We start from the raw sequence: 23494 nt of genomic DNA, 5'->3' as shown, positions 1-23494 counted from the left end.
GGAAGTCGAGAGGATCCTGGTTTGCCCTGCCACATATTGGGCAGGATCAAGACTCCTAGATATGGGTTCCGTGCCGGGAAAACATTCCCTCCCACTAGCTCGCCGGGGAATTCGTGTGACGCCCTCACCTCCTCCCGCAGGAATAGGCACTCCCGGAACGGCTCAAGGAACGTCGTCTGTGATGTCGGCGGAGGTGCCCAGTGAAGCCCGACGACGCAAAGCACTCTTCAGCTGACCAGGGTCGGTCATCACCTTCCGGGTCTGACGCCGCGCCCCCAACGATTCAGTTGCCCAAGGGCGGCGGCGCCATCCGCGGCATCGGCGAGAAGTTCGCCGCCAACCCGGTCACCGGCACCGGCTCGATGTCGGTACCCGTCGCCACCAGCCCTGGCCGCTCGGGTTTCGGGCCGCAGCTCTCGCTGTCCTACGACTCCGGTTCGGGTAACGGCCCCTTCGGCTTCGGGTGGAGCTTGTCGTTGCCGTCGATCACGCGCAAGACCGACAAAGGCCTGCCGCAGTATTTCGACGCTGTCGATTCCGATGTATTCACCCTCTCGGGTGCGGAAGATCTGGCGCCCCTCTATCGGCACGACCCGGACGGTACCTGGGTCGCCGGCCATCACGGTTTTCAGCGTGACGCGGACGGCTTCTGGGTGCGGGATCCATCCGGCCGCCTCGTCGTGCACGAAGACGAACTCGACGGTTACCGCGTACGGCGTTATCGGCCACGCATCGAAGGGCCCTTCGCCCGCATCGAGCGCTGGAGCAAGATCGGCTCGCCCGGCGATGTCCATTGGCGTTCGATCTCCAAGGACAACATCCTCACGCTGTATGGCTATGACCCGAATTCGCGCATTGCCGACCCGCTCGATGCCAGCCGCATCTTCTCCTGGCTGATCTGCGAATCGCGTGATGACAAAGGCAACGGCATTCGCTATCTCTATAAGAGGGAGGACGGCAAATACCAGCCCCGGCCTGGTCAAGCCGAGCCGTTCAAGCAGGCCCATCAGTTCAACCGGGGCCCCGCCTCTGATTCGCGCCGCACCGCGCAACGGTACTTGCAGCGTGTGCTGTACGGCAGCCGAAAGCCGCTGCTCGATGCCCAGGGCCGGCGCCCCCGGGACCTGAGCGATCTGCCCAATCCGCCGTCTGACACCGACGCCGACTGGTTGTTCGAGGTACGTTTCGACTACGGGGAGTTGGACGAGGGCGACCCGACGGGCCTGCCGGAGAAGCCCTGGCTCTACCGCCCGGATGCCTTCTCCAGCTACCGCTCGGGTTTCGAGGTGCGCACGTGCCGCCGCTGTGAGCGGGTGCTGATGCTGCACCACATACCCGATAAGCCAGCGCTCGCAGGCCAACCCGGCTATCGGGGCGTGATTCGCAGCACCGAATTCACCTACGACGACGAGATCGACCCGGGTATTGCCTCGGGGCCCGTCTACAGCTTCTTGAAGCAGGTGGTGCAAACGGGGTGGACGCAGGAAGACGGTTCGACCACGCGCCGCAGCCTGCCGCCAGTGGAGTTCACATACACCGTGCCCATCGTGCAGGAGGTCGTCGAAGAGGTTGACCCGGTGAGCCTGGAGAACCTGCCCATCGGCCTCGACGGCAGCGCATATCGCTGGACCGATCTGCACGGCGAAGGTATCCCCGGCATCCTCACCGAACAGGCCGGCGCCTGGTTCTACAAACGCAACTGGGGCCCGATTCCGCAGCAACAGCCAGACGGCAGCGAGGTCGTCAAGGCAACGTTCACTCCACTTGAAGCCGTTGCCCTCAAGCCAAACCTCGCCCTGAGCGCCGGCGCCGAATTCATGGACCTTGCCGGCGATGGTCAGCCTGACCTGGTAATGATGGAAGGCCCCATACCCGGGCTGTACGAGCACGACGAGGCCGAAGGCTGGCAGCCCTTCCGCCCCTTCACCTCGCACCTGAACCGCGATTTCAGGGACCCGAACCTCAAGTTCGTCGATCTGGACGGCGACGGCCATGCCGATGTGTTCATCACCGAAGATGACGCTTTCCTGTGGCATGCCTCGCTGGCCGAAGAAGGTTTTGGTCCAACCCGGCGCGTCGCGCAAGCGCTTGACGAGGAGAAGGGACCCCGAATTGTTTTCGCCGACGGTACCCAGTCCATCTACCTCGCCGACCTTTCCGGCGACGGCCTCACCGACATCGTCCGTATCCGCAACGGCGAAGTCTGCTACTGGCCCAACCTGGGCTATTGTCAGTTCGGCGCCAAGATCACGATGGACAACGCGCCCTGGTTCGACAACCCCGACCAGTTCGACCACAAGCGCATCCGCCTGGTCGACATCGACGGCAGCGGCACCACCGACATCATCTACCTGCATCGCGACGGCGTGCGCCTGCACTTCAACCAGTCCGGCAATGGCTGGAGCCAGCCGCAGCTGCTCAAAGTGTTCCCGGGCGTCGACGACCTTGCAAGCATCGTCCCAACCGACCTGCTCGGCAACGGCACGGCCTGCCTGGTCTGGTCCTCGCCTCTGCCGGGCGATGCGCGGCAGCCAATGCGCTACGTCAACCTAATGGGCGGCAACAAGCCGCATCTGCTGGTCAAGACCATCAACAACCTCGGCGCCGAAACCCGCGTCGACTACGCCCCCTCCACTAAGTTCTACCTACGGGACAAGCGCGACGACAAACCGTGGATCACCCGACTGCCGTTCCCTGTGCACGTGGTCGAGCGAGTGGAAACCTTTGACCACATCAGCCGCCACCGCTTCGTCACTCGCTACGCCTACCACCACGGCTACTTCGACGGTGAAGAGCGCGAGTTCCGCGGCTTCGGCATGGTCGAACAGTTCGACACCGAAGCGTTTGAGGACTATGTCGTGGGTGTGCAGGCAGTGGGAGGTGCACAGGAACTGGCTCCGGAGCTCAACCAGCCACCAGTGACAACCCGCACTTGGTACCACACCGGGGCATTGCTCGACCAGCCTCGCATCCTGCATCAGTACCGACATGAGTACTACAGGCAGGAGCAGCACATCCCCGAACCGCCTCTACCGGCGGGGCTGAGTGCAGGAGAACTGCGCGAATGCGTCCGTGCCTTGAAGGGTTTGCTGTTGCGGCAGGAAACATACAGCTACGACGGTTCTGCGGAACAAGAACACCCCTATACGGTGGCCGAGAACAATTTCGAGATTCGCTGGTTGCAGCCGCGTGGCAGCCAGCGGCATGGCGTCTTCTTTCCGGTAGGTCGGGAATCCATCTCGCTCAACTACGAACGTAACCCGAATGATCCTCGCATCTCACACTCCTTCGGCCTGGATCTCGACGAGTACGGTAACGCTCGCAAGTCCTGCTCGGTCGTGTATGGCCGCAAGATCGCGGACGCCTCTCTTCCCACCGAGGTCAGACGCGACCAACAACACCGCTACATCACCTACGCCGAGGCGGACTACACGCCCGACATCACGCAAACCGCGCCGGTGGCAACCTACCGGTTGCGCGTTCCCTTCGAGTTCAGGAACTACGAAATCACCGGCATCGCGCCGGCGACTGCGTTCTTCCAGTTCGATGAGCTCAAAGCCAAGATCACCGCTGCTGATCCGATCGACTACGACGTAGTCGCGGACGGTGTCACACCCCAGAAGCGTCTGCTCTCCCAAAGCCGCACGCTCTTCCTCGACAACGCGCTGAATCCCTTGCCATTGGCCCAGTGGGATTCACTGGGGCTCGGTCACCAGAGCTTTAAGCTCGCCTTCACGCCCGGTGTTACAGCCGCCCACTACGCCGGCAAAGTCAGCGATGCCGAATTCACAGCGGCGGGGTATGTGCATTTTGCGGGCGACGACAACTGGTGGTTGCCCTCTGGCACAGAGGTCTATCCGGCGAATCCACGCGACACCTATTACCTTCCGATCGGTGCCAAGGATCCGCTCGGTCTGGAAACGGTCGCAACCTTCGACCGGCACGTCCTGCTCATCGAAAAGGTAGAGATCAAACAAGCAGCATGGAATGTCGTCACCACCGTCAATGACTATCGCGTCCTCGGCCCGGTGCTGATGACCGATCCCAATGGCAACCGCTCGGCCGTCGAACATGATGAGCTGGGCATGGTGGTCAAGACCGCCGTCATGGGCAAGGCCGGGTCGACGGATGGCGACACGCTGACCGACCCGACGACGCGGATGGAATATGAGTTGTTCAATTGGATGAACAACCGCAAACCCAATTACGTTCACACCTTCGCGCGCGAGCAGCACGGCGCCGCCAATCCGCGCTGGCAGGAGAGCTACGCCTACTCCAACGGCAGCGGTGGGCTGGCGATGGTCAAGGCTCAGGCGCATCCAGGTAAGGCGTTCCAGGTGAACCCGGATGGCAGCAAAGCTGAAGTGGATGCCGATCCGCGCTGGGTGGGCAACGGGCGCACCGTTCTCAACAACAAGGGAAAACCCGTCAAGCAGTACGAGCCCTACTTCAGCACCACACACGACTACGAAGACGAGAAGGTGCTGCGCGAAATCGGCGTCACGCCCGTCCTTCACTACGACCCGGTCGGACGCAACATCCGCACTCTGTTCCCAAACGGCACCTTCGCGAAGATCGAGTTCACGTCTTGGTGGCAAAAGGTCTTTGACGCCAACGACACCATCAAGCAAAGCCCGTGGTACGCCGATCGCGGTAGTCCTGATCCGGCGGTGCACCCTGAACCGCTGAACGACCCGGAACGCCGCGCCGCATGGCTCGCCGCCAAACACGCCGACACACCGGGCATCATCCACTTCGACAGCCTCGGGCGGCCCATTTATGCCGTGTCGGACTACGGGGGCGGAAAGACGGCCGCGGTGCGGTCGGAGAGCGACCTGACGGGGCGTTACTCCAAGCTGTTCGACCAGGAGCAGCGGGAAGTCGCCAGTGGCTTCGTCGGCATGGCCGGAACTCCCATCGTCAGTGACAGCGCCGAGAAAGGCCGCCGCTGGACCTTTCAAAATATGCTCGGCGCCCTCGTCAAGACCTGGGACGAACATGGCCGCCAGTTCCGCGTGGAGTACGACACACTGCACCGCCCGGCCGGCACCTTCGTCAAGGACGCGGGGCAGGCCGAGATCCTCTTCAACTACGTCGTCTACGGCGACCGCCTGCCCCGAGCCAATGCGCAGCCGCTCAATCTGCTCGGCACGGCGCATCTGACCTTCGACCAAGCCGGCATGGTGCGTGTGCCGCAGCTGGACTTCAAGGGCAACCCGAAGTCCGTCGACCGCGTACTGGCCAAGGACTACCAGAACGATCTCGACTGGAGCGTACTGCCTGGCCAGCCGGATGTCGCTGCCATCCTGGCGTCCGCCGACCCGGCGCTGGAGACCGCTGAAGTATTCAACGCCAGTTCCGTGTACGACGCGCTGAACCGCCCAACCCGGGTCACGCTGCCCGATGGCACGATCATCGTGCCTACCTATAACGAGGCCAACTTCCTGGCCACACTCAATGCGCAGATCCGAGGCCAGGGCAGCTACATCGAGTTCCTGAAAAGCCAAGAGTATGACGCCAAGGGTCAGCGTCAGTTCGCGCACTACGGGAACGAGGTCTTCACCCGCTACTTCTACGACCCCCAAACCTTCCGTCTAACCAATCTGTTGACCTACCAATCGGGCGTTAACCCACAGACGCAAGCCCTGCAAAACCTCAACTACTGCTACGACCCGGTCGGCAACATCGCCCAGATCCGCGACGGCGCACAGCAGACCCACTACTTCAACAATGCAGTGGTTAAGCCCGAGAACCTGTACGAATACGACGCGATCTACCAGCTCATCCGCGCCACCGGTCGTGAGCTTGCCGGCGGTGTCAACGACGCCGTCCGCACCCACACCGACCTGGATCTCGTCCAACTACCGCACCCGAACAACGTCGGCGCGGTGCGCAACTACACCGAGGAATACCAATACGACCGGCTGGGCAACATCAAGGTACTCAAGCACCGCTTCCAATCCCAAGCCGGTATCGGCGACGGGTGGACGCGTCACTACCGCTACGCTTTTGAGGGCGTACCCGGTAACCTCACCAACCGCCTTGCCTCCACCAGCCTGCCTGGCGATCCAGACGCAGGCCCTCATACCGGCACATACGACTACGACGCCTACGGCAACATGACCCACATGCCACACCTGGCCGTCATGGACTGGAACTTCATGGACCAGTTGCGCCGGGTGGATCTGGGCGGCGGCGGCACAGCATATTACGTCTACGGCCTGGGTGGGCAGCGACTGCGCAAGGTGATCGAGCGCAACGGCAACCTGAAACTCGAACGGATCTTCCTCGGCACCGTCACGATCTTCCGTCGGCGCCGGCGGGATACCGATGAGCTGAAGTTCGAACGCTCGACAGTCCACGTCAGCGACAACATGGCGCACATCGCGCAGGTCGACACCAAGACGCGAGACGACGACAACGACGACCCCGCCAACCCTCTAGGCGTCGCGCTCATTCGTTACCAGTACACGGACCACCTTGGCTCGGCGGTTCTGGAGGCCGATGAGCATGGCAAACCGATCTCCTACGAGGAATATCACCCGTACGGCACGACGGCTTATCGCTCGGCCAAACCTGGAAACGATTTGAGTCTGAAGCGGTATCGATTCAGCGGCAAGGAACGGGATGACGAAACTGGCCTCTATTACTTCGGGGCGAGATATTACGCTCCGTGGCTGGGAAGGTGGACAAACAGTGACCCAGCAGGATTTGCTGACGGTTTCAATGTGCACAAATTCTGTAGGAACAACCCAATTCGATTTCGAGATCCAGATGGAAAACAAACTGACTTCATCGTGCCACGAAACGTCACCACGCCTGAACAATTCGGAGCGTGGGCAAGACAAGAAGGGATCATATATCGCGGCACTCCCAACTATGGCATTCATCCCAACATCGACCCTAGTCACCCGTCGTGGACAGTGGAGAGTTGGTCCAGAGGGGCTCCCGGTTTCGGTGGGTCTACGGCTCCGCCGCCAGCCGAAGCCGTACCACCTAGAGGAGAGCTTGGGCATGTAGCACCGATGAAGACCCCGCGGGCGCAGGCTCAACCTCCAGCGGAGTATTCCGTTCCAGGCGACGCAAGCACACGCACCACCGAGAATGAGCATGTGGCTCCGGGTGCTCAGCTCAGAGACATAACGAGAGATCCCCGAAGCGGAGAATCTGATTACGGTGACCGAAGCTATCCTAGAGACGCAACGGTGCGTGGGGAACGATCATGGGCTCTTGATAAGACCAACGATCCAAACACCGGAGACAATGCAAGGACAGCTGCTTTGCGACAACGCGGCGGTCCAATTGATCTAAACGAAGACATTGTTCTTCCAAGCCTGAGAAACGCGTACAGAGCTGCGGATGCCACTGGATCTCAAGTCAAGCGGCAAGCTACCAATCGTGGGATGCTCAACCAGCTTGGAAATCTTTTCGCCACAAACCGCCTGTCCGAGGTTCAGGGCCGCTTGCCCGAACAATCGCGGTCGAGGAGCTTCGGAGAAGGCGTCGCCAACTTCGGTCGAAGCCTAACCTATTCATTCGATGGCACGAACCGATTCCGCGCGACTGCCACTTTCGCGGGTGCCACAGGGATAACGCTTGCTAGAGGAGTTATTCCCGGATTTGCCGAGGCCGAGATCGGAATTCAGGCGGCCGGAGTTTACGCACAAGCCAGCGGCATCACGACGGGGTTGGCGGGAGAGGTTGCGGCCACCGCCGTCGCGGCTCCCGCCGCTGTAGCTGGCACCGCGTTAATCAGCGGTGCCGCCGGCTATCTCACCGGCGACATCGTGGAACGTGCAGTCACTCCCGAACACGGAAGAACAGCCGGCGTCGCGTCGGGCGCCCTAGCTGGCGCGGCAGTCGGTGCTGCCGTGGGCGCAGCTGTAGGCGTCTGGTTTTTTGGTATCGGAGCAGCGCCGGCTGCGGCGATCGGGGCGGCTGCTGGCGGTATTGCCGGATTCATTGGCGCCTATTGGTGAGGGGCAGGAGGAACCGCGCGATGGAACTCAGACTCTCTACCGATCTGGTCGACACCGTCGCCCGCCGTCATGGTTTTCAGCGTGACTCCGACGGGTTCTGGGGGATCCGTCCGGCCGACTCGTCGTGCACGACGAACTCGACGTTTGCAGGATCGGCGTACCCGGCGATGTCCATTGGCGTTCGATTTCCAAGGACAGCATCCTCACCCCGTATGGCTATGACCCCGATTCGCGCGTTGCCGACCCGCTGGGCCTCGCTTCCGATTCGCGACGCACCGCGCAACGCGAAGGGATCGCCGGTGTGGACCTTTGAAGAATTTGGGTAGAGGAATTGACGAAGCAGCTGATGACTGGTAGGGAGTCGTGATGGTTGGCACAACAGTGGCATCGGCACGCAAGTTGGTCGACCTGCCGGTTGGGAAGCGGCGAGCAGTGGCGGCGGCCGCGGTACTCGCGGCACTCGCAACGCAGGACAATGCGGCCGCTCCCGGCGGGGCTGCTTCTCCCCGCAGCAGAAACTGATCTCCAAGGAGCGGGACGGCGCGAAGGTGGTCAAGAAATACGACACAGCGACCACCCCCTATCACCGGGCCTCGCTCACGAGCGGGTCTGCGCCGAGGACCGAGCAATCCTCGACGACACCCATGCCGGCATCAACCCCGCCGCCGTCCAACGCCAGATTCAGGCACTGTCCGCCGAGCTGATCACCCTCGCCACCGCCAAGAACACACCTCCCGGCAAGGCCGTCGTCACGCGGGCACAATCAGATGAGGCAACGCGGTATCTGTGTCGGGTACTCCGCGGGTTCAAGAACGTAGGAGTACGTGCCGTCGGCGGTCGGCTCACCGGTCGCAGGGTCGTTCAACAGGCCGGCCACCACGGTCCCGACTGCAATGGTCGAGACGATGACGACCACGTCGAACCATGTGCTGTCTCGTCATCTCCGGACCTCGTCGTCGACCACAAGCGCCCCCTCATCGAGTCACCGCTGACGGTATCCCAGGGCGCCCTGTCTCTGGCTCGAACCAGAGACGGACCCGCTGCCGGGTTGTTATGTGCTGAAGAGCGGGCATGCACGTGTCCGTTAACTGCTGCGACTCTCATCGGCAGCTACCCGTCAAGGCGCGTACTCCGGCCGGCCTCCAAAGTCGGGTCGAGCGGGCCCGGCGCGCGCAGGCTTACGGGCGCAGCCCCGGGAACCCGTTGCAGTCCGCGATGTCGACACCACGCACGACCGCGGCCACGCTGGGCGACTCGCGCAGCTCGACCGCCACCAGAGCCGAATCCGGGCTGATGCTGTCGATCTGCGCGATCAGCCATCCCGCGATCCACATAGCCACATTCTCCGCGGTGGGGCGAACCTGCCAGCGCAGCAGCGGGAGCCGCGGACCGGCCACCCCGGTGGGCCACACGACTGGGCGTCGCAATTGGTCGTCGTCCTGGTCCCACCACAGCATGCGGTGACCCAGCATCGCGGCGACTCGCTGGAGCAGGGACTGCATCACGTCCGAGTCGGGCCCCATGCCGGCTTCGGCGCCTTCGGTCCGGATCGGAGCGTTGACCACCGCGGTGATCGTGAAGTCGAACACCTGCGGGTGGCGGCGTACGCATCCACCACGAAACTGCACCGCGGTGCTGATCGTCGACGTCGTCGGCCCCGACTGTGCGGCTCCTCTCGCTTCAACGCGATCGTTCGATGTCATTGATTCCACGCCGCTCACGCGAATCACTCTAGATACGAACACGTACACACCTCAGTTCGGACCCGAACCACACGCCCGCGCACAAGTTCCGATCGACGGAGAAATGTCGGGGCTCGACCCTAGACTGCGCGCATGGATGCGAAGGTGGTTTCGCAGCAGGCCGTCTCCGAGGCCGCGGAGGTCGTGGCGGGGAAGATCGACACCCTGCTGGAGCGAGCCACCGACCTCGTCCTCGGGGCACCGGTAGCCGGATCTATGCAATGGCGTCAGGCCTTCGCCGCTCGCGACACACCTGCCGGCCACGCCGCACTCGAGTTGCGGGCGCGGGTGAAGATCGCAATCGCCGAAGGTGCGAGCGTGTATCTGCGCGACGAGGTCGAACGGCTCTACCGGACCGGTGCATTCGCGCCGCCAGCTGCGCCTGTCGAATCCCCGGCCCGACGGTCGCAATCGCGAGCTCACCGCCGATCCATCCCCGAGAATCAGCAGCTCACGATCTGGTGAGGCGCGGGCGACGGTCGCAACGTTGATATCCGCACTTTCCTCACAGGTTCGCAGTCTGCTCGTAGGCCAGCCCACACACCGCGGCCAGCGCGGACCGGCATGGGTCGGTGCAAGCCCGTGCGCTCGGTATCGAGCTGCGGCAGCGAAGCCGCCACCGAATGGGTCCTGAGACCTGGAGAGGGTCTGTCGCCGGCCAAAGCCGGACGGCCGTGAGAACGCAAGGACCCAACAGTGGACAAGAACAGCAACGCCGGCGCCCAGTACCTCGTACGGACCCACGACGGGCTCGACTACGCACGTGTCGAGCCGTGGGAGGGCGGAAAGCCGGCCGCCGAGGACGGCGCCCGCCGGATCTGTGGCTACGTCGTCGCCCTTGACAAGGACCTGTGCGTCCAACGCGACGAAACCGGAGCTCCCGTAGTCGTGGCGGACCACCGCGTCACAGCCGGACGCCGGGTGGCGGGAACGGCATGAGCGCCGAGGAACAGATCACCCGCCCCGGCGATGCACTCCGTGCAGTCCCCGCCATGGAAGCACGCGTGGCCGCGCTGCGGCCCCACACCGAGCAGGGTCCTGACTACCGGCGTCGCGTCGTCGACGAGCTCGACCGCGCCCGCCACATGTGGGAGATCGAGTCGGCCGGCGCGTGCCTGGTGACTGCGGAGATCGCCGCCGGTCTACGCCCCGAGAGCGACTACCTCGACCGTCACAGCCCGCAGGTGTACAGCCAATCCCCCGGCGCCGACGTCGTCTGATCCACCACCGCAGGCACCGGTGGGTGTGGGGTGACCACCCCTCCGCATCCACCGGGCACAACTTCCCGACCGACACCCTCAAGGAGCTCAGATCATGAACATTCCCGAACTGCCCAAGCAGAACCCGATGCAACGCAAGATCAACAAGGGGCTGATGGTCGCGTTCATCAACGCAGATCTGCTCAACCGGGCCAACCTCGACGTTCGCAAGTCCATCGTCCTGTATGACGCGGACGGCGACTTCCGCTACGCCCTCTCCGAGATGCCCGACGAGACGATCTTGGCCAAGCTGAAGACCGAGGCGAGCGTCGCCTACTGGTCGAAGGGCATCTGATCGTCGTCCTGGTCGAGCGCGTTCTCCGCAGCGAGTTGCATCGCTGACATGACCAACAGCACTGCGCCAGCACCGATCGCGGCCACGGGGAGCGAGAACAGCAACCCGATGACGGTCTCACCGACGATCGCGACCATCGACACCAGGCCGGCGACCACTGCCGACACTGTTCCAGCAACCAGCAACCGGCGATCACTCCGATCGCCGGTTGCTGGTTTTTGTTCTTCGGTCGACGATTCCTCGGTCGCGGCTTCCGACCATCCCTGCGCAAACGACTTGGAATTCACGGTCAGGCCCAGTACCGCACCGATGCCGGCCCACAAGACCAACCCCACCACCGTCAACATCCCGATGCTCTCCTCGAGTCGATGACCCCACTAAGCAAGAAAGCCCCCCGGTTTCCCGGGGGGCTTCTCTCAGGTACGAATACCTGCGGATGTGAGGCCTAACCTAGCAGCTGTCTCAAATCCTTGGCAACTCAAGCTCTGTCAGACTCGCTCGAGCGCCACCCCGGCCTCACGACCGGGGAGTGTCTCACCCGTTTCTGCACTGATGCCGTACAGGCTCTCGAAGAGAGTCGGCGCCACATCCGCCTGTGCGGTCATCGCCATCTCGGCGTGATTGCGCGCCTCCTCGGCGACCTCCGGATCCGAATGCGAGCGGCGCGGCCCGACGATGTCGATATGCATGCTCAGCATCGCGAAAAGCCCCTGCTGGATGCTCGAGATGGCGTTGCCGTAGTCGGTCAGTGTCTCCGTCGCATTGTCGGCGAGGTCGCGGCGAGCCGTCACCTCCTTGCCGAGGTCTGCCTTGAGGCTCTTGATCTCGGACTCCATGGCGGTGACCTTCTTCAGGATCTCCGACAGCAACTGCTTGACGTCGGGCTTTCCGCTTTCCTCCGCGGTCATGTGCTCCTCCTGATCTCTCCCCCCGGCACCAGGTCCGGAACGGAGGCCACACAGCGCCCGAGAATTCTCGAACAATAACCATATGGCCTGGTTGAATAACTTTTGAAATTCGAACTATACACGGTGGACCTGCGCAGACTCTGCGAAGCGAAACCGATCTGGGCATGCCCTCGACAATTCACACTGATATCACTGCACCAATGATTCGCCGGCCTTCCGCGGCGCCGGGCGACCCTCCGCGTCGGTTCGGCGAGCCAGCTCTCGTCGCGCCTGACCCTCCATGTTGTGGAGCAAGCTCAGGGCCTTCGGCTCAGCCACATCGACCTCGCTCTCAGGCCGCTCGGTGCCCGGCCGCACGATACGAAGCCGCTCGGCCAGCGAGAAGTTCGTGATCAAGTTGGTCAAGAACCCTTGCTTCTCGATGAGCACCGTCTTCTTGTGGATGGCCCGACCGGTGGCCTCCATCCGGTCGAGCTGGTCGCCGATCAGCGCGAGGCGTGCGTCGATGCTCGCCGTCCGCGCGAGATCGCCGGTGTCGCCCAGCAGTTCGACCAGCAGCTCGCCTTCCTCGTTGAGACGGATCCCGGTGACACCGGAGGCACGTACGACCATGACCAGCGCGGCGTTGACCACCGCTGAGCGCGACACCGTACCGAGCTCGGTGCCCTTGCTCGACGGATCGATACCCGCTATCCGCAACGATTTCTCAACTCGCTCACGCAGCAACTCCAGAAGAGCCTCGTCCACACGGTCGACTTTCTTGACCGTGCCTGCCAGGGCGCTCAACGCCTGCGCGCGCTGCGCGCTGACTCCGATGGACGCGCCGGCTTCCGGCCCCACCTCGACGACCTTCGGGGTGATGGTGACCTTCTTCCCCATGAACTTGCTCACCAGCAAGCCCGGGTTCTCCCCGGCCATACGTTCCTCGCTGCGGTGGTTCAGCTCCGCAGCGAGCGCGCTGCCGTGCGCCCTGTCAGATCCATCCTCAGATTCGCCTGGTGTGTCACGGCCGATTCCGGCCTCGTCGAGCGCTCTGATCTGTGCGCGCAAGGCCTGCAGTTCGTCGATGCCCATCAGGTAGGCGCCGATCGCATCCTGGAGTTTCTCCGGACTCACATCGTTGACCAATCGCAGCAACCGAGGTACCCGAGATGCGGCCACCGACTCCCACACCTGTGTGTTCTGCGTCGTATCCCAGCCGGTGAAGCCGACGTCGAACAGACTGCGGTCACCCTTCATCACGAACGAGTCCCACAGCTTCCCCGCTCGTTCGAGCAGCCGTCCCCGGTCCGGTGATCCGGATGCGTCACTCATCGAATGACCCCCTCTCCTGCGGTGACCGCGCGGTCTCGGTCACCGTGTTCCTATTCACCGAAGTCCTGCCCCAGGACCGGCGTGTCCTCACCCTGCGCCAGGAGTTGCAGCATCTGCGCCATCCCCCCGTCGCCCTCATCGCCGTCCCCGTCCTCGTTCTGCGCGTCGGTAGCGACTTCGTCGCCGAGCGCCTCGAATCCGTTCGCCTCCTCCGAATTCGCGTGATCGGATTCTGCGCCGTCGTCGCTGGGGTCAGCGGCCTCGGCCGACCGCACCTGGTCTTCATGGCGCAGGTCATCGTGACCTTTGACGAGCTCGCGCCCGGCGCCGCCCTCCGAGTCGTCGTCTGCGGCCTCACGGCGCGCTGCGACCAGCTCGGAGGTCAGGAGCTGGAGCTGCCCCTCCAGTGTGGCCACCTTCGCGGCCAATGCTTCGGTGCAAGCCACAGCTTCCTGTTCCGCGGCCTCCGCTTCCCCTCGCGCGGTTTCCAACTGCTGCTGCAGGTCGATCGTTTCCAACTCGTAGCGATGGATCGTCTCCAACGCCAGCTCCTGGGAGCGAGTCGAGGCGTCGCGGAACTGCGTCGAATCCATCAACCCCATCTGACTGCGAAAGATCTCCGATTCCAACGGATTCAGGGACAAGTAGGCTGTCTGCGCAGTGATCATCCGGGCTGTCGGTGCGGCAGCCATCGTCCGATCCTCGTCCGACTCCGGTTCGGGTTCCGATGGTCCGAGTTCGCCGGTTGCGTACTCTCGCGACGACGTGGCGTCATCCTCGCCGAGCGGCACGATCTCCGCTTCGGGCTCAGTCTCGACCTCGACCTCGGCCACCAGTGCGACCGATTCAGGGCCGACGTCCGGGTCGACGATGTCACCTTCGTCGGTGTAGGTGTCGGTCGTGTCGAGCTGCCCGGATGCCTCATCGAGGGCAACCTGGTCCGAATCTGGATCGGCCGCCGGCACAGGTAGCCCCAGCAGCCGGTTCAATCCGGTGGAGCCGCTCTGATCGGCCATCTTTTTGCCGGCCGACACCAACGTGGGAACCGGACGCTCGCTCCACCGCCGTTCGAAGGACTCCATCTCCTCGGCCATCTTCTCGCTGAACTTGCCCGCGCCGACCGGGGGGCCCGGCTCGACCAGGAGTTTGCGTACCTGCTCGTAGGCACTATCGGAATGGTTGGAGCCCTGGATGGCGGCTTCTGTGGATTCAGGCGTTGTACCGTCCGCGCCCGGAATCGAACCGAAGTCAATGATCGGATCCTTCTTGGCGTTGCATAGGCCCGCTTCGTCCGTCACGATCCCACCCCGAATTCGCTGTCCTTGTCGTCCAGCTCATCGGTGAGGATGCTGTCTCCGCGCGCGAGCTCGATCAACGTCGTGAACGTCGTCCGCACCATCGCGCCCATCGCATCGAGCTGTGACTCCATCGACTTCATGGCGTCGGCCATCTGGTTGATACGTCCGGCCAGGATGTGGTCGGCGTCGATCTCGACACCCGAGCGGCGAGCGATCTCGTTCTCCACCGCTGCGGTGACGAAATCGTTGAAATTCGGGGGCGTTCCGGCCGCTTCCGCGTCCCGGCCGGCCCAGAACTTAGCCCGTTCGTACGTCTCGAGATTCATCCGGATCGTCGGACGCGCCACTGCCGCCCTACTGTTGCCGTCGGTTCCCACCTGTGAACCGCCCACCCTTCTCCTCTTTTAAGCTGCACTTTATTAGCAACCTACTATGACGTCATACGTTACAGTATTTTACCTGCGCAAAGGCGAGAGTAACCGTCGTGTTCAGAAAACTCTGACAATTACTGTTCAGAATTCTTGTTCGCGCCGGGCCGGGGCCGTCCAGGTCGTGCCCGACCGCGCGGCAGAGCCGACGGCGGAGCGCCCTCGATACCGCATCGAAGAGAGAGGGGTACATCATGGGCGAGGTCAGTTCCTGGACCGAACGCCAGATCGCAGCCGGAGTGTTAAGCCCCGGCGCTCGCGGCATGACGCCGCACGCGGCGGCCGAGCAGCACAATGCAGCCAACGCGCTGGAACCTGGTGACGCCGACTACCTTGTCGCGCCGATCCCTGTCCAGACGCCGCCAGCCGACGTACCGAGAGTCTGGATCGGCTGCCTGTTCCACTACAACGCCGGGGCACCGGTCGGCGAGTGGTTCGACGCCATCGACGCCGACCGTGTCGGTGTCGCCGACGTCCATCGCAGCGGCCCGCCTGTCACCAGTGACTGTCAGGAGTTGTGGTGCATGGACAGCGCCAACATTCCTACCGACGACGAGATGTCTCCGGCGCACGCAGCGGTGTGGGGCAAGGCCCTCGCGCGCTTTCCCGACGAAAAGCGTCAAGCTTTCTGTGCATGGCTTCGCGGTGGTGACTACGTCGTCGGCAAAGACAGTGTGTCGAACGTCGATTCGTTCGACGAGCACTTCTGCGGGTGGTGGCCGAGCTTCGCGGACTTCAGCTACGGCGTCGCACAGAGTTCACTGCTGCGCGACGTGTCGGCAGAGCTCGCTCTGTACTTCAACCATGCGGCTTACGCCAGCGACCTCGAAGTCCGCTACACCACCGTCGACGCGCCCGATGGCGGAGTGTTCGTGTTTCGAAACCCGTAGCGATTCTCGTGCAATACGCAAAAAGACCCCGCACCGAGATTCGGTGCGGGGTCTTTTATCTCACCTTGCGACTCAGCGGCTGGGCTCCAGTTCCCCGAAATAGAGCTTCAGTGAATCGGCCACCACGAAATAGACCTTGCTGGAGGTCTCGCGCGGCTGCGCGGCAACACGCAACAACGCGGCGTCCGCCCCAGTGGCCTTGTCCCTGCCCACCACCGACTCCGGCAGCTGCGACGGGTCGGTGACCGCGACCCGGGCAGACGCCACACCCATCGACGCGCTGGACTCACCCGGCAGACCTCGGACCGAATTGGACGTCGACAGTATCGCCGGTTCCGATCCCGAGACGTCGAAGGCGATGTGGTAAACCTCTCGACAATTCCCGCTATCGGTATCGTGTGCGACGAATTCACAATTCCAGCTCAAATGCAGGACATTGTCCGTGTCGGTGTACATGCGAACCGAATTGTCGTTCACCGGGAAGCTGGAATCGGTGGTTGCGCCATTCGCATTCTTCGGCAGTCGCTGCTCCGCGGCTCCGTATCCGATGGACTGCGCGGCCTCGGTCAGATCGAGACTTCCGGTGATCTTGATGCCCTGCGGCGGGGTGACCGCTTCCTTGGTCGTCTTGTCGGTCCAACCGTCACCGAACTCCGCGTTCATGATGTCCGGGACGAACTTCGATGCCGGTGTCGTGGCTACGGCACCGGTTCCGTTCTCGGTCCCAGCGGCCGCGCCACCACCACCAGCGCCACCGTCGCCGCTGCTCAGGGTGATCACCAGGATCACCACGACCGCCACCACCGCAGCCGCCCCGCCGGCGAGCACCGTCCGCGGCACGCTCGACCACACGCTCGGCTTCGGGTTGTACGGCGGCTGAGGCTGCGCCGGATCATCAGCCGGGCGGCCCGGTCGATCGGGCCCGTTCGGTATCGTCATCAGTTCGTCTTTCCGTATCTCTCCGAGGCGACATCTGCGTTCGGAAGCGTTGAACAGTGCAGGTGGTGCGCCTGTGCCTGTCCGATACGAAGTATCATCTCCAATTTTGAATTTACTATGTCACATCAATAACAAACTCGTACAACCTGTCCTGACCGGCAATGGTGACCCAACCTCTTCTGGCATCGGTCTGATCCAGCGTCAGGCTGGTGATTTGCGCGTCATCTGCAACACCGTTTCCGCGCACCTGAAACCCTGCGACGGCGACACCGGTGCCCGTGTCGATGGCCACCGCGTCCAGACGGTCCTGCCCCGACGCGGTGGCCTGGCCAATCAGTGCACCAGTGCTGTGCGTTCCGGCCGGGTTCGTGCCGCCGCCGGCCTCCGCGACCAGCTCGGTCCCGCCGGCGTACCAGCGATCGGCCAGTTCCCGGTCGACGACGGCGAGGACTGCGGCGCCGCGCCCTGAACGGAGGCCGTCGGTGACACCGGCGTCGTGCAGCTGCTCGACCTGGTCGGTGCCCAGACACACCATGTCGGCCAGGCCTCCGACCAGGAGCTCCTGTGCCGGAGCGAACTTGGGCGGGGCAGCGGGACCGGTCCGATCCGCGATCTCCTGTTGGCCGGTGCGCACCCCGAGCTGCGGCCCGGCCTGCATCATCACCCTGGTAGGACGTCCGTCGCCGGGACCTGCCGCCGCGGCAAACCGGCGCTCGAGCGTGTTCGACCCGTCCGCGGTCATGGTTCCGGCGGCGTCGTCACCGACACCGGGGAACCAGCACGCGCCGGTGACCGGGGTGATCAGGGATGCCGGCTTGTCGGTGATCAGGCCTGCGTAATTCCCCGGTTCGTCCGGGGAGTGCTCCAGGTCCTCGACGACGCCGTATCGATTCCCGGCGCTGACCGCTGTGCGTCCGTCCGGGCCCGAGGCGACGGCCCACCCTTTCGCGACCTGGATCGATGCCGTCTGAGCTGCGGCGTATTCGGATCCGAATGCGATCGGATGCAACGTGGTGGCGGGGTCGGATTCAGTCCCGGTCGTCGTGTCGACGGAAATCAGCTCTCCGGGTGCACCGCTGGCCACATCGGGGGCTGCGATCGCCAGCACGCGCCCATCGGGGAGGGTGTCCAAGCCATGGACACGACTCGCGTGGGTCATCGGCCACGACTTCGTCACTGTCATGGGGATCAGCGCCGGGGCCCCCACCGGCGTCGTCGACGGTTCCGCTGCTGCCGGGGAGTAGTCGACACCGTCGGCCTGCGTCAGTGAACATCCGGCCGACAGCAGTGCGGAGCTAACCGCCACCATTGCCGCCACGGCTCTTGCCGATTTATTCAACTGAGAAACTCCAGTCATCTCAATCTCGCCTTTGAACACGCATCATGCCTGTTCAGGTCGACTTGAATGTCCGTGACGCGCGTATTGGTTATGCAGAAACTATATCAGCGAGAGTTTGTCGATGAGCGTTGCGAGGGTGATGCGAGACACCAGCAGCGCAGCTGCTGGCGAGAAGACCGTGACCAATCGATGCGTGTCGACACAGCGCACCGAAAGCGACGAGCGACAACCGCACAGGCGGAGCCTGCGCCGGAGAAGTACATGAACCCCCACAGACACACCAGTCGTCGGGGTCGATCGTCCGACTCGACCAGGGACACCTGGACAAGAACTCAGGAGAAGTCATGACCCAGATCAACGCCAACAACTTCGCCAAGGTCACCGGTCGCCTGACCCGGGATCCGATTTTCTTCGACAATGCGAACGGTTCGAAGACCGTCAAGCTCACCCTCGCCTACTCCGAGGAGTTCGTGCGCAACGGCCAGACCGAGCCGCAGGCCCGCTACGTCGACCTGACCGGGTACGTCCCGGAGGGGAGCGGCGAGGGCGCGTACGCCTACGTCGTGCGCGGCTCCAAGGTCAGCATCTTCTACGAGCCCTACACGCAGGTGTTCACCCGTGGCGGCAAGACCGTCTACGACGCGACCAACGAGATCAAGAGCGTGATCCTCGAGGAGTCCAAGGCCGAGACCGCGGCGCGCCGTAAGCGCAATGCCGACGGTGCGGCCGCCGGCGGCGACGCTGCCGCCCCGGCCACCGATCCGGTCGAGCAGACCGCCTACGCAGAGTCCGCCGGCCCGTTCGGCTGACGCGCACCAGCAAGCAATTCCATCTCGTCACGCGGCGGGTGGGGAACACAGGTTCCCCACCCGCCGCGTGCTTCTGTCCCGCATCCTCGAACACCCTGTTCACTACAGAAGGAAAGTCCCAGAATCCCGCCTCGACGACAACGCCGTGAGCCCACGAGATAGACCGACGACAACGAGGAGACGCATGACCACCCCGACCACTGACGACCTCATGCAGCGGAGGCAGCAGCGATGCCGGGAGTTGGTGTCCGACATCAGCTCCCGCATCCACGGCCCGTGGACGCCGCCGGATGTCGTGTTCGTCGACAAGGCCGGTTCGACTCGTGGTGGGTTCTCGTGGCGACACAATCGGGTCACCGTGGTGGTTCCGGGATTCTTGGACGACTCGGCGACTCTCGACGACAGTATCGACGCCGTCATAGCGCACGAGATGGGGCACTGGGCCGACCCCGACGTTGTCACCGAGGCGCGTCGAGCGGTCATGGCCGGGGTGCCGCTTCTCGCTGTATCGGCAGTACTGCTCGTCGTGAGTCTGCTGCTCCCCCCACTCCCCTCCGCCGCGGCGGCGCTGTCGGCGATCGTGACGCTCGTGGCCGCACTCTGGGTGATTGCCCGCCTCAGCTGGCCGGGCGAGGAGCGCGCCGACCGGTTCGCGGTCGACCAGGTCGGTATCGATGCGGTCGTCGCGATGCTCGAGAACCCTCCGAAGAAGGCCGCCCGCGGTGCCACTCCGACGCATCCGAGCATGCGTCACCGAATTCGTCTGGCGCGACACCATGAGCAAAGGCGTCAGGCGATGTGACCAACCCTTGTCACATCGCCTGGTCGCAACACAACACGTAAGGATTGGCATGACTACACCGCAGGTAGAGAACGGCGTCGCCGTCGGAAGCGGATCAGGCTGGCTGCTGATCGACAACAACGCATCTGGCGGCTCGGGCAGGCTTCCCGCAGGCTTCGCCTCGACCACGGAACCAGGTTCCGACGACGTGGTCGGCAGCTGGGAGCGGGGTGGTTTCCAGGCCGGGATCCTGTGGCTGCACCAGACGAGCAGGGCCGCCGTCCTCGCCGTGCCCTCCGCACGGTGGCAGGGTTCGGGGACCTTCCTGTTCTTCCTCTGGCGCGGCTTCGGGTCCGTCCTGAAGATGCCGGCGTGGTACGCCGGGGCCGACTGGACGAACAACTCGGCGGACTTCCACGCGGCGCACGCCGCCGCGCAAGCCTTCGGCGGCTCCGCGCTCGGCATCGAACCTCGACCTGCCTGACACACGACGGCGCTAGCGCCGACACCACCTAACCCCCACAGCCCCCTGCAGCATCTCCGCTGCGGGGGCTTCCTCCGTTCTGTGACAGGAGACCGTCCAATGTCCAGCCCCGCTTCCGCTGCACTCGGCATCCTTGACGCCACCGACCTGTTCTCGGGTGGCGGTGGTAGCTCGAAGGGGCTGACCCAGGCCGGAATCCGGGTCCGTGTCGCCGCGAACCACTGGGATGTCGCCGTGGCTACCCACGAGGCGAACCACCCCGACACCGAGCACCGCCTCGCCAACCTTTCCGAAGTCGACTGGCGCACGTTCCCCCGCACCAACATCCTGTGGGGCTCCCCGTCGTGCGTGTGGCACGCTCGGTCCGGTGGCCGCAAGAAGCCGACCGCCGCCGCCGAGCTGCGCGGCAACGATCCCGGCAGCGTCGACCGGGCAACCGCGTTCGCGATCATCGCTGCGACCGAGGTGCACGAGTACGACGCCGTAATCGTCGAGAACGTGCCCGAGTTCATGGACTGGGCCCTCTACCCGTGGTGGCTCGACGGGATGCGCGCTCTCGGCTACGTCGAGCAGGTCGTCATCCTGAACGCGATCGACTTCGGAATGCCGCAGCATCGTGTGCGGTACTTCGCGGTGTTCACCCGCACCGGCGACGTCGACTTGTCGCTGCCCGACATCGCACCGGTCCACGCCGACGCGATCATCGACCCGAACCCCGGCAAGCTCGTCACCCGCAAGCTGTACGTGGCGGACCAGCTCGCGCAGATCACCGAGCCACATGTGCCGCACACTGTGACGTACCGGCGCAACGCGAAAGCCCGCCGCGCCGACCGGCACCCCCTCGCAACGATTACCGCCGGCGGCAACCATCACGGCGTCGCCACACTCACCGATAACGGCATGCGCTTTCGGATGCTGTCGAACCGCGAGTGCGCCCGCGCGCAGGGCTTCCCCGACGACTACCGATTCGCCGGCAAGGTGGACGAGGTCAAGAAGCAGATCGGTAACGCGGTCCCCGTCGGTGTGGCTCGCTGGCTGGGCGAACGCGTCAGCGCGGCGATCGGGTGTAGCGCCGCGGCAGCTTGAGCGCTCTGTCCCTGGCGGCGTCCGTCCCCACGACTCGCATCGCATAACGCAACAGACCCCCGGCACTCAAGGCCAGGGGTCTGTTGTGGGGTTTGTGCCCGCGAGCGGTCGGTGCGCGATCTTGATCACTCTCACAGAAGTTCGGAGCTTTCCCGTTGCTGAATCACACTGCGCTGACACTCATTTTCGTGCTGGTCCTGGTGGCAACACTGGGCGCGTGGGGTCTCACCGTTCTGCTTCTGCAGGCCAGTCGGGACGCCGCTGTCGAAGAGCTCGTCGCCGCCCACGCCTGCGCTCGCGTTCACAGCGAGGGCGTGAGCCGCACCGGCAGCGCCGGTACCGAGGAGCATCTGATCCAGCAGATTCGGCGGATCGACGTCTCCGTCCGCGAGCGCTACGTGCTGGTGGGAAGACTGGCCGTGCTGATCCTGCTCGCAACGTCCATCAGCTACTTCGCCATTCGAGCATTCGCTGGGTTCCTCGGCATGTGACGTCCGAGTCCCCCGTCGCATTCCGGCTGCCGGAGAAGAGCACCCGCCCGCCGAGACATCCTCCGCACACGAAAGCGAGCCCAGCTATGTCCGACTACCAGATCTATTCGATCCCGCCCGAGCACGCCGGACGCATGCGTGTACTGACCTCGGGATGCCGGCACGCCACCAGTCCGGCACAGGCTCAGGCAGGAGCGCTGGCGCTCATCGCAGCCCGAATCCTGCTCACCACCGACGCCGTCACCGATCCGACGCCGCTGCTGCTCGACCACGGCGGCGCCGGCGGCGCGGACACCGCGGTGTGGCAGGCAGCTGGAGAAACTACGCCCGGCTGGGAGACGGTCGCTCACCCCGCCCAGTGGCACACCCACGTCTTCACCCAGCCGCAGTTCGCGCCGAGCGATCCCGAGCAGAGCGTGAGCCTGTGCCCTGCTCGTCACCGAGACGTCGCCCGGTGCGCGATGGCCGGCCATCGCCGCAACTCGGCGATGATCGCACTGGCGCCGAAACTGTTGCTGGCCATGCCCACGGCGTCCAAGGCCCAGGCCCAGGAACTCGGCCGGTCCCGGGGCACCTGGGGCTGTGTGGACGCCGCACAGCGCGCGGGGATTCCCACCCTGATCGTGTGGAGCCCTGACAGCGGCGAGCGCACCCCGTTCCGACTGTTCTGGTCCGACGAGATGACCGCTCACATGATCACGAGCCACTGGGCGTTGAGGCACATCCATGCCCGAGAATGTGCCCCCTCGACCGCTACGGCCGCGCTGGCCGTCAACTCGCTCGACCTGGCAGAGGCGGCCGTTGAAGTGCCCTTCTGACCGACCATTTCCCACGCTCGACATCCCGGTGCAACTCGGCGCGATACGCGCGGCCACCGGCAGAGACACTCACACCGACAGGACCCGGCCCACCTCCAACTCATGGGATGTGGACCGGGTCTTTCCTGTCGAGCTGCTGCGGTCGCCGCCGAGCCCGGCGACGACCAGCGGCGTAGCCGCTGACAGATGCCTTCCCGAGAAACGCGACGCCGACCCGCACCGAGCGAGGAGTACGACATGACATTCGCACGCATCCAGCTCTTCGAGACCGACGCCGAGGAGACCGCGCGGCTCGCGCAGGCACCCGTCGGTTCCACCAACCACAGCCTCTCGCTGCTGCCGGTCACCAACGCCCACCCCGACAAACACCACCTCCTCGAACTGTCCTGGCCGCAGACCCGCAGCTGCTCGGGCACCACGGGCGGTTTGGGCCACGAGCGCAACGGCTCTCACCGCATGGTGGTGCTGCCGCTGAACCGCCATGCCAGCGCCGGTGAGGGACTGCCTCGCCGCCACGACGGGTACTGGGATTGCCGCATCGTCTCCAGCGACCACCCCAGCTACCCGGTGGGTGGCTACGACATCTGCGTCTCCGACTCCGAGCTGCGCCGCGGCCGGGTCCTGGAGGTGTGAG

Annotated in this window: 23 protein-coding genes; 14 read left to right on the top strand and 9 right to left on the bottom strand. The window is 64.2% G+C overall.

The window, feature by feature from the left end; genetic code table 11:
- Positions 1-200: 200 nt before the first annotated feature.
- Together CA951_RS03625 and CA951_RS42695 are read left to right on the top strand one after the other, a co-directional pair.
- Positions 201-7979: a SpvB/TcaC N-terminal domain-containing protein gene (locus tag CA951_RS03625; protein WP_143543013.1), complete on the top strand. Its 7779-nt coding sequence runs from the start codon at positions 201-203 to the stop codon at positions 7977-7979.
- A gap of 124 nt (positions 7980-8103) precedes the next feature.
- Positions 8104-8292 (top strand): hypothetical protein, encoded by a 189-nt coding sequence (locus tag CA951_RS42695; protein WP_143543012.1) that lies wholly within the window; start codon positions 8104-8106, stop codon positions 8290-8292.
- Between the two features lie 450 nt (positions 8293-8742).
- Here CA951_RS42695 and CA951_RS03615 read toward each other — a convergent pair whose 3' ends face one another.
- Positions 8743-8895, bottom strand: a complete 153-nt coding sequence (locus CA951_RS03615) for a hypothetical protein (protein WP_256973286.1) — start codon at positions 8893-8895, stop codon at positions 8743-8745.
- A 262-nt stretch (positions 8896-9157) separates the two neighbouring features.
- On the bottom strand, positions 9158-9682 hold the full coding sequence (locus tag CA951_RS03610; protein WP_087555562.1) for a 6-carboxytetrahydropterin synthase: 525 nt from the start codon (positions 9680-9682) through the stop codon (positions 9158-9160).
- A 132-nt stretch (positions 9683-9814) separates the two neighbouring features.
- On the opposite strand from CA951_RS03610, the gene CA951_RS03605 reads away from it, so the two are divergent.
- The 4 genes from CA951_RS03605 to CA951_RS03590 all read left to right on the top strand — a co-directional run bounded on the left by CA951_RS03605 (position 9815) and on the right by CA951_RS03590 (position 11275).
- Positions 9815-10186, top strand: coding sequence for a hypothetical protein (locus CA951_RS03605; RefSeq protein WP_087555561.1), 372 nt, complete (start codon positions 9815-9817; stop codon positions 10184-10186).
- A 231-nt stretch (positions 10187-10417) separates the two neighbouring features.
- Positions 10418-10660, top strand: a complete 243-nt coding sequence (locus CA951_RS03600; protein WP_087555560.1) for a hypothetical protein — start codon at positions 10418-10420, stop codon at positions 10658-10660.
- Entirely contained in the window at positions 10657-10941 is a 285-nt protein-coding gene (locus CA951_RS03595) for a hypothetical protein (RefSeq protein WP_087555559.1), read from the top strand. The genes CA951_RS03600 and CA951_RS03595 overlap by 4 nt, the downstream gene beginning before the upstream one ends.
- Positions 10942-11035: 94 nt before the next feature.
- Positions 11036-11275 (top strand): hypothetical protein, encoded by a 240-nt coding sequence (locus CA951_RS03590; protein WP_087555558.1) that lies wholly within the window; start codon positions 11036-11038, stop codon positions 11273-11275.
- On the opposite strand, the gene CA951_RS03585 is transcribed toward CA951_RS03590, so the two are convergent.
- The 5 genes from CA951_RS03585 to CA951_RS03565 all read right to left on the bottom strand — a co-directional run bounded on the left by CA951_RS03585 (position 11254) and on the right by CA951_RS03565 (position 15187).
- Positions 11254-11619: a hypothetical protein gene (locus tag CA951_RS03585; protein WP_143543011.1), complete on the bottom strand. Its 366-nt coding sequence runs from the start codon at positions 11617-11619 to the stop codon at positions 11254-11256. The two genes, CA951_RS03590 and CA951_RS03585, sit on opposite strands and share 22 nt — an antisense overlap.
- Before the next feature lie 144 nt (positions 11620-11763).
- Complete coding sequence (locus CA951_RS03580; RefSeq protein WP_087555556.1) at positions 11764-12183, bottom strand: hypothetical protein; 420 nt, start codon at positions 12181-12183, stop codon at positions 11764-11766.
- A gap of 189 nt (positions 12184-12372) precedes the next feature.
- Positions 12373-13320: a hypothetical protein gene (locus CA951_RS03575; protein WP_179220103.1), complete on the bottom strand. Its 948-nt coding sequence runs from the start codon at positions 13318-13320 to the stop codon at positions 12373-12375.
- Positions 13321-13547: 227 nt separating this feature from the next.
- Positions 13548-14795: a hypothetical protein gene (locus tag CA951_RS03570; RefSeq protein ID WP_087555554.1), complete on the bottom strand. Its 1248-nt coding sequence runs from the start codon at positions 14793-14795 to the stop codon at positions 13548-13550.
- Complete coding sequence (locus CA951_RS03565) at positions 14792-15187, bottom strand: hypothetical protein (protein WP_143543009.1); 396 nt, start codon at positions 15185-15187, stop codon at positions 14792-14794. Before CA951_RS03565 ends, CA951_RS03570 begins: the two co-directional genes overlap by 4 nt.
- 299 nt (positions 15188-15486) lie before the next feature.
- Here CA951_RS03565 and CA951_RS03560 point away from each other — a divergent pair, with 299 nt between their 5' ends.
- Entirely contained in the window at positions 15487-16113 is a 627-nt protein-coding gene (locus CA951_RS03560; protein ID WP_179220102.1) for an antirestriction protein ArdA, read from the top strand.
- Between the two features lie 72 nt (positions 16114-16185).
- Here the strand turns inward: CA951_RS03560 and CA951_RS03555 are convergent, their stop codons facing one another.
- Positions 16186-17052, bottom strand: coding sequence for a hypothetical protein (locus CA951_RS03555; RefSeq protein ID WP_143543008.1), 867 nt, complete (start codon positions 17050-17052; stop codon positions 16186-16188).
- A gap of 115 nt (positions 17053-17167) precedes the next feature.
- Positions 17168-18409, bottom strand: a complete 1242-nt coding sequence (locus CA951_RS03550) for a hypothetical protein (protein ID WP_143543007.1) — start codon at positions 18407-18409, stop codon at positions 17168-17170.
- A 326-nt stretch (positions 18410-18735) separates the two neighbouring features.
- On the opposite strand from CA951_RS03550, the gene CA951_RS03545 reads away from it, so the two are divergent.
- From CA951_RS03545 to CA951_RS03515, 7 genes are all read left to right on the top strand, one after another.
- The gene (locus CA951_RS03545) at positions 18736-19200 is read left to right on the top strand and encodes a single-stranded DNA-binding protein (RefSeq protein ID WP_087555549.1); all 465 of its coding nucleotides are present in this window, start codon (positions 18736-18738) and stop codon (positions 19198-19200) included.
- A gap of 184 nt (positions 19201-19384) precedes the next feature.
- Positions 19385-20002 (top strand): M48 family metalloprotease, encoded by a 618-nt coding sequence (locus tag CA951_RS03540; protein ID WP_179220101.1) that lies wholly within the window; start codon positions 19385-19387, stop codon positions 20000-20002.
- Positions 20003-20051: 49 nt separating this feature from the next.
- A complete protein-coding gene (locus CA951_RS03535; RefSeq protein WP_087555547.1) occupies positions 20052-20465 on the top strand; it encodes a hypothetical protein in 414 nt (137 codons plus the stop codon).
- Positions 20466-20564: 99 nt separating this feature from the next.
- Positions 20565-21551: a DNA cytosine methyltransferase gene (locus CA951_RS03530; RefSeq protein ID WP_087555546.1), complete on the top strand. Its 987-nt coding sequence runs from the start codon at positions 20565-20567 to the stop codon at positions 21549-21551.
- Between the two features lie 155 nt (positions 21552-21706).
- A complete protein-coding gene (locus CA951_RS03525) occupies positions 21707-22042 on the top strand; it encodes a hypothetical protein (protein ID WP_087555545.1) in 336 nt (111 codons plus the stop codon).
- Between the two features lie 86 nt (positions 22043-22128).
- Entirely contained in the window at positions 22129-22860 is a 732-nt protein-coding gene (locus CA951_RS03520) for a hypothetical protein (RefSeq protein ID WP_087555544.1), read from the top strand.
- A gap of 237 nt (positions 22861-23097) precedes the next feature.
- A complete protein-coding gene (locus tag CA951_RS03515; protein ID WP_087555543.1) occupies positions 23098-23493 on the top strand; it encodes a hypothetical protein in 396 nt (131 codons plus the stop codon).
- The last annotated feature ends 1 nt before the right edge of the window (position 23494 follow it).

The sequence above is a fragment of the Rhodococcus sp. NCIMB 12038 genome (assembly GCF_002165735.1).
Taxonomy (GTDB): domain Bacteria; phylum Actinomycetota; class Actinomycetes; order Mycobacteriales; family Mycobacteriaceae; genus Rhodococcus_F.
The sequence above is the reverse complement of the archived record's forward strand: the minus strand, read 5'-3'. Positions and strand labels throughout refer to the sequence as shown.

What these genes read in the sequence shown, in the direction of transcription:
- CA951_RS03610 (WP_087555562.1), bottom strand. Translation starts at nt 9,682, where the DNA reads ATGACATCGAACGATCGCGTTGAAGCGAGAGGAGCCGCACAGTCGGGG.
- CA951_RS03605 (WP_087555561.1), top strand. Translation starts at nt 9,815, where the DNA reads ATGGATGCGAAGGTGGTTTCGCAGCAGGCCGTCTCCGAGGCCGCGGAG.
- CA951_RS03595 (WP_087555559.1), top strand. Translation starts at nt 10,657, where the DNA reads ATGAGCGCCGAGGAACAGATCACCCGCCCCGGCGATGCACTCCGTGCA.
- CA951_RS03590 (WP_087555558.1), top strand. Translation starts at nt 11,036, where the DNA reads ATGAACATTCCCGAACTGCCCAAGCAGAACCCGATGCAACGCAAGATC.
- CA951_RS03580 (WP_087555556.1), bottom strand. Translation starts at nt 12,183, where the DNA reads ATGACCGCGGAGGAAAGCGGAAAGCCCGACGTCAAGCAGTTGCTGTCG.
- CA951_RS03560 (WP_179220102.1), top strand. Translation starts at nt 15,487, where the DNA reads ATGACGCCGCACGCGGCGGCCGAGCAGCACAATGCAGCCAACGCGCTG.
- CA951_RS03555 (WP_143543008.1), bottom strand. Translation starts at nt 17,052, where the DNA reads ATGACGATACCGAACGGGCCCGATCGACCGGGCCGCCCGGCTGATGAT.
- CA951_RS03550 (WP_143543007.1), bottom strand. Translation starts at nt 18,409, where the DNA reads ATGACTGGAGTTTCTCAGTTGAATAAATCGGCAAGAGCCGTGGCGGCA.
- CA951_RS03545 (WP_087555549.1), top strand. Translation starts at nt 18,736, where the DNA reads ATGACCCAGATCAACGCCAACAACTTCGCCAAGGTCACCGGTCGCCTG.
- CA951_RS03540 (WP_179220101.1), top strand. Translation starts at nt 19,385, where the DNA reads ATGACCACCCCGACCACTGACGACCTCATGCAGCGGAGGCAGCAGCGA.
- CA951_RS03535 (WP_087555547.1), top strand. Translation starts at nt 20,052, where the DNA reads ATGACTACACCGCAGGTAGAGAACGGCGTCGCCGTCGGAAGCGGATCA.
- CA951_RS03530 (WP_087555546.1), top strand. Translation starts at nt 20,565, where the DNA reads ATGTCCAGCCCCGCTTCCGCTGCACTCGGCATCCTTGACGCCACCGAC.
- CA951_RS03520 (WP_087555544.1), top strand. Translation starts at nt 22,129, where the DNA reads ATGTCCGACTACCAGATCTATTCGATCCCGCCCGAGCACGCCGGACGC.
- CA951_RS03515 (WP_087555543.1), top strand. Translation starts at nt 23,098, where the DNA reads ATGACATTCGCACGCATCCAGCTCTTCGAGACCGACGCCGAGGAGACC.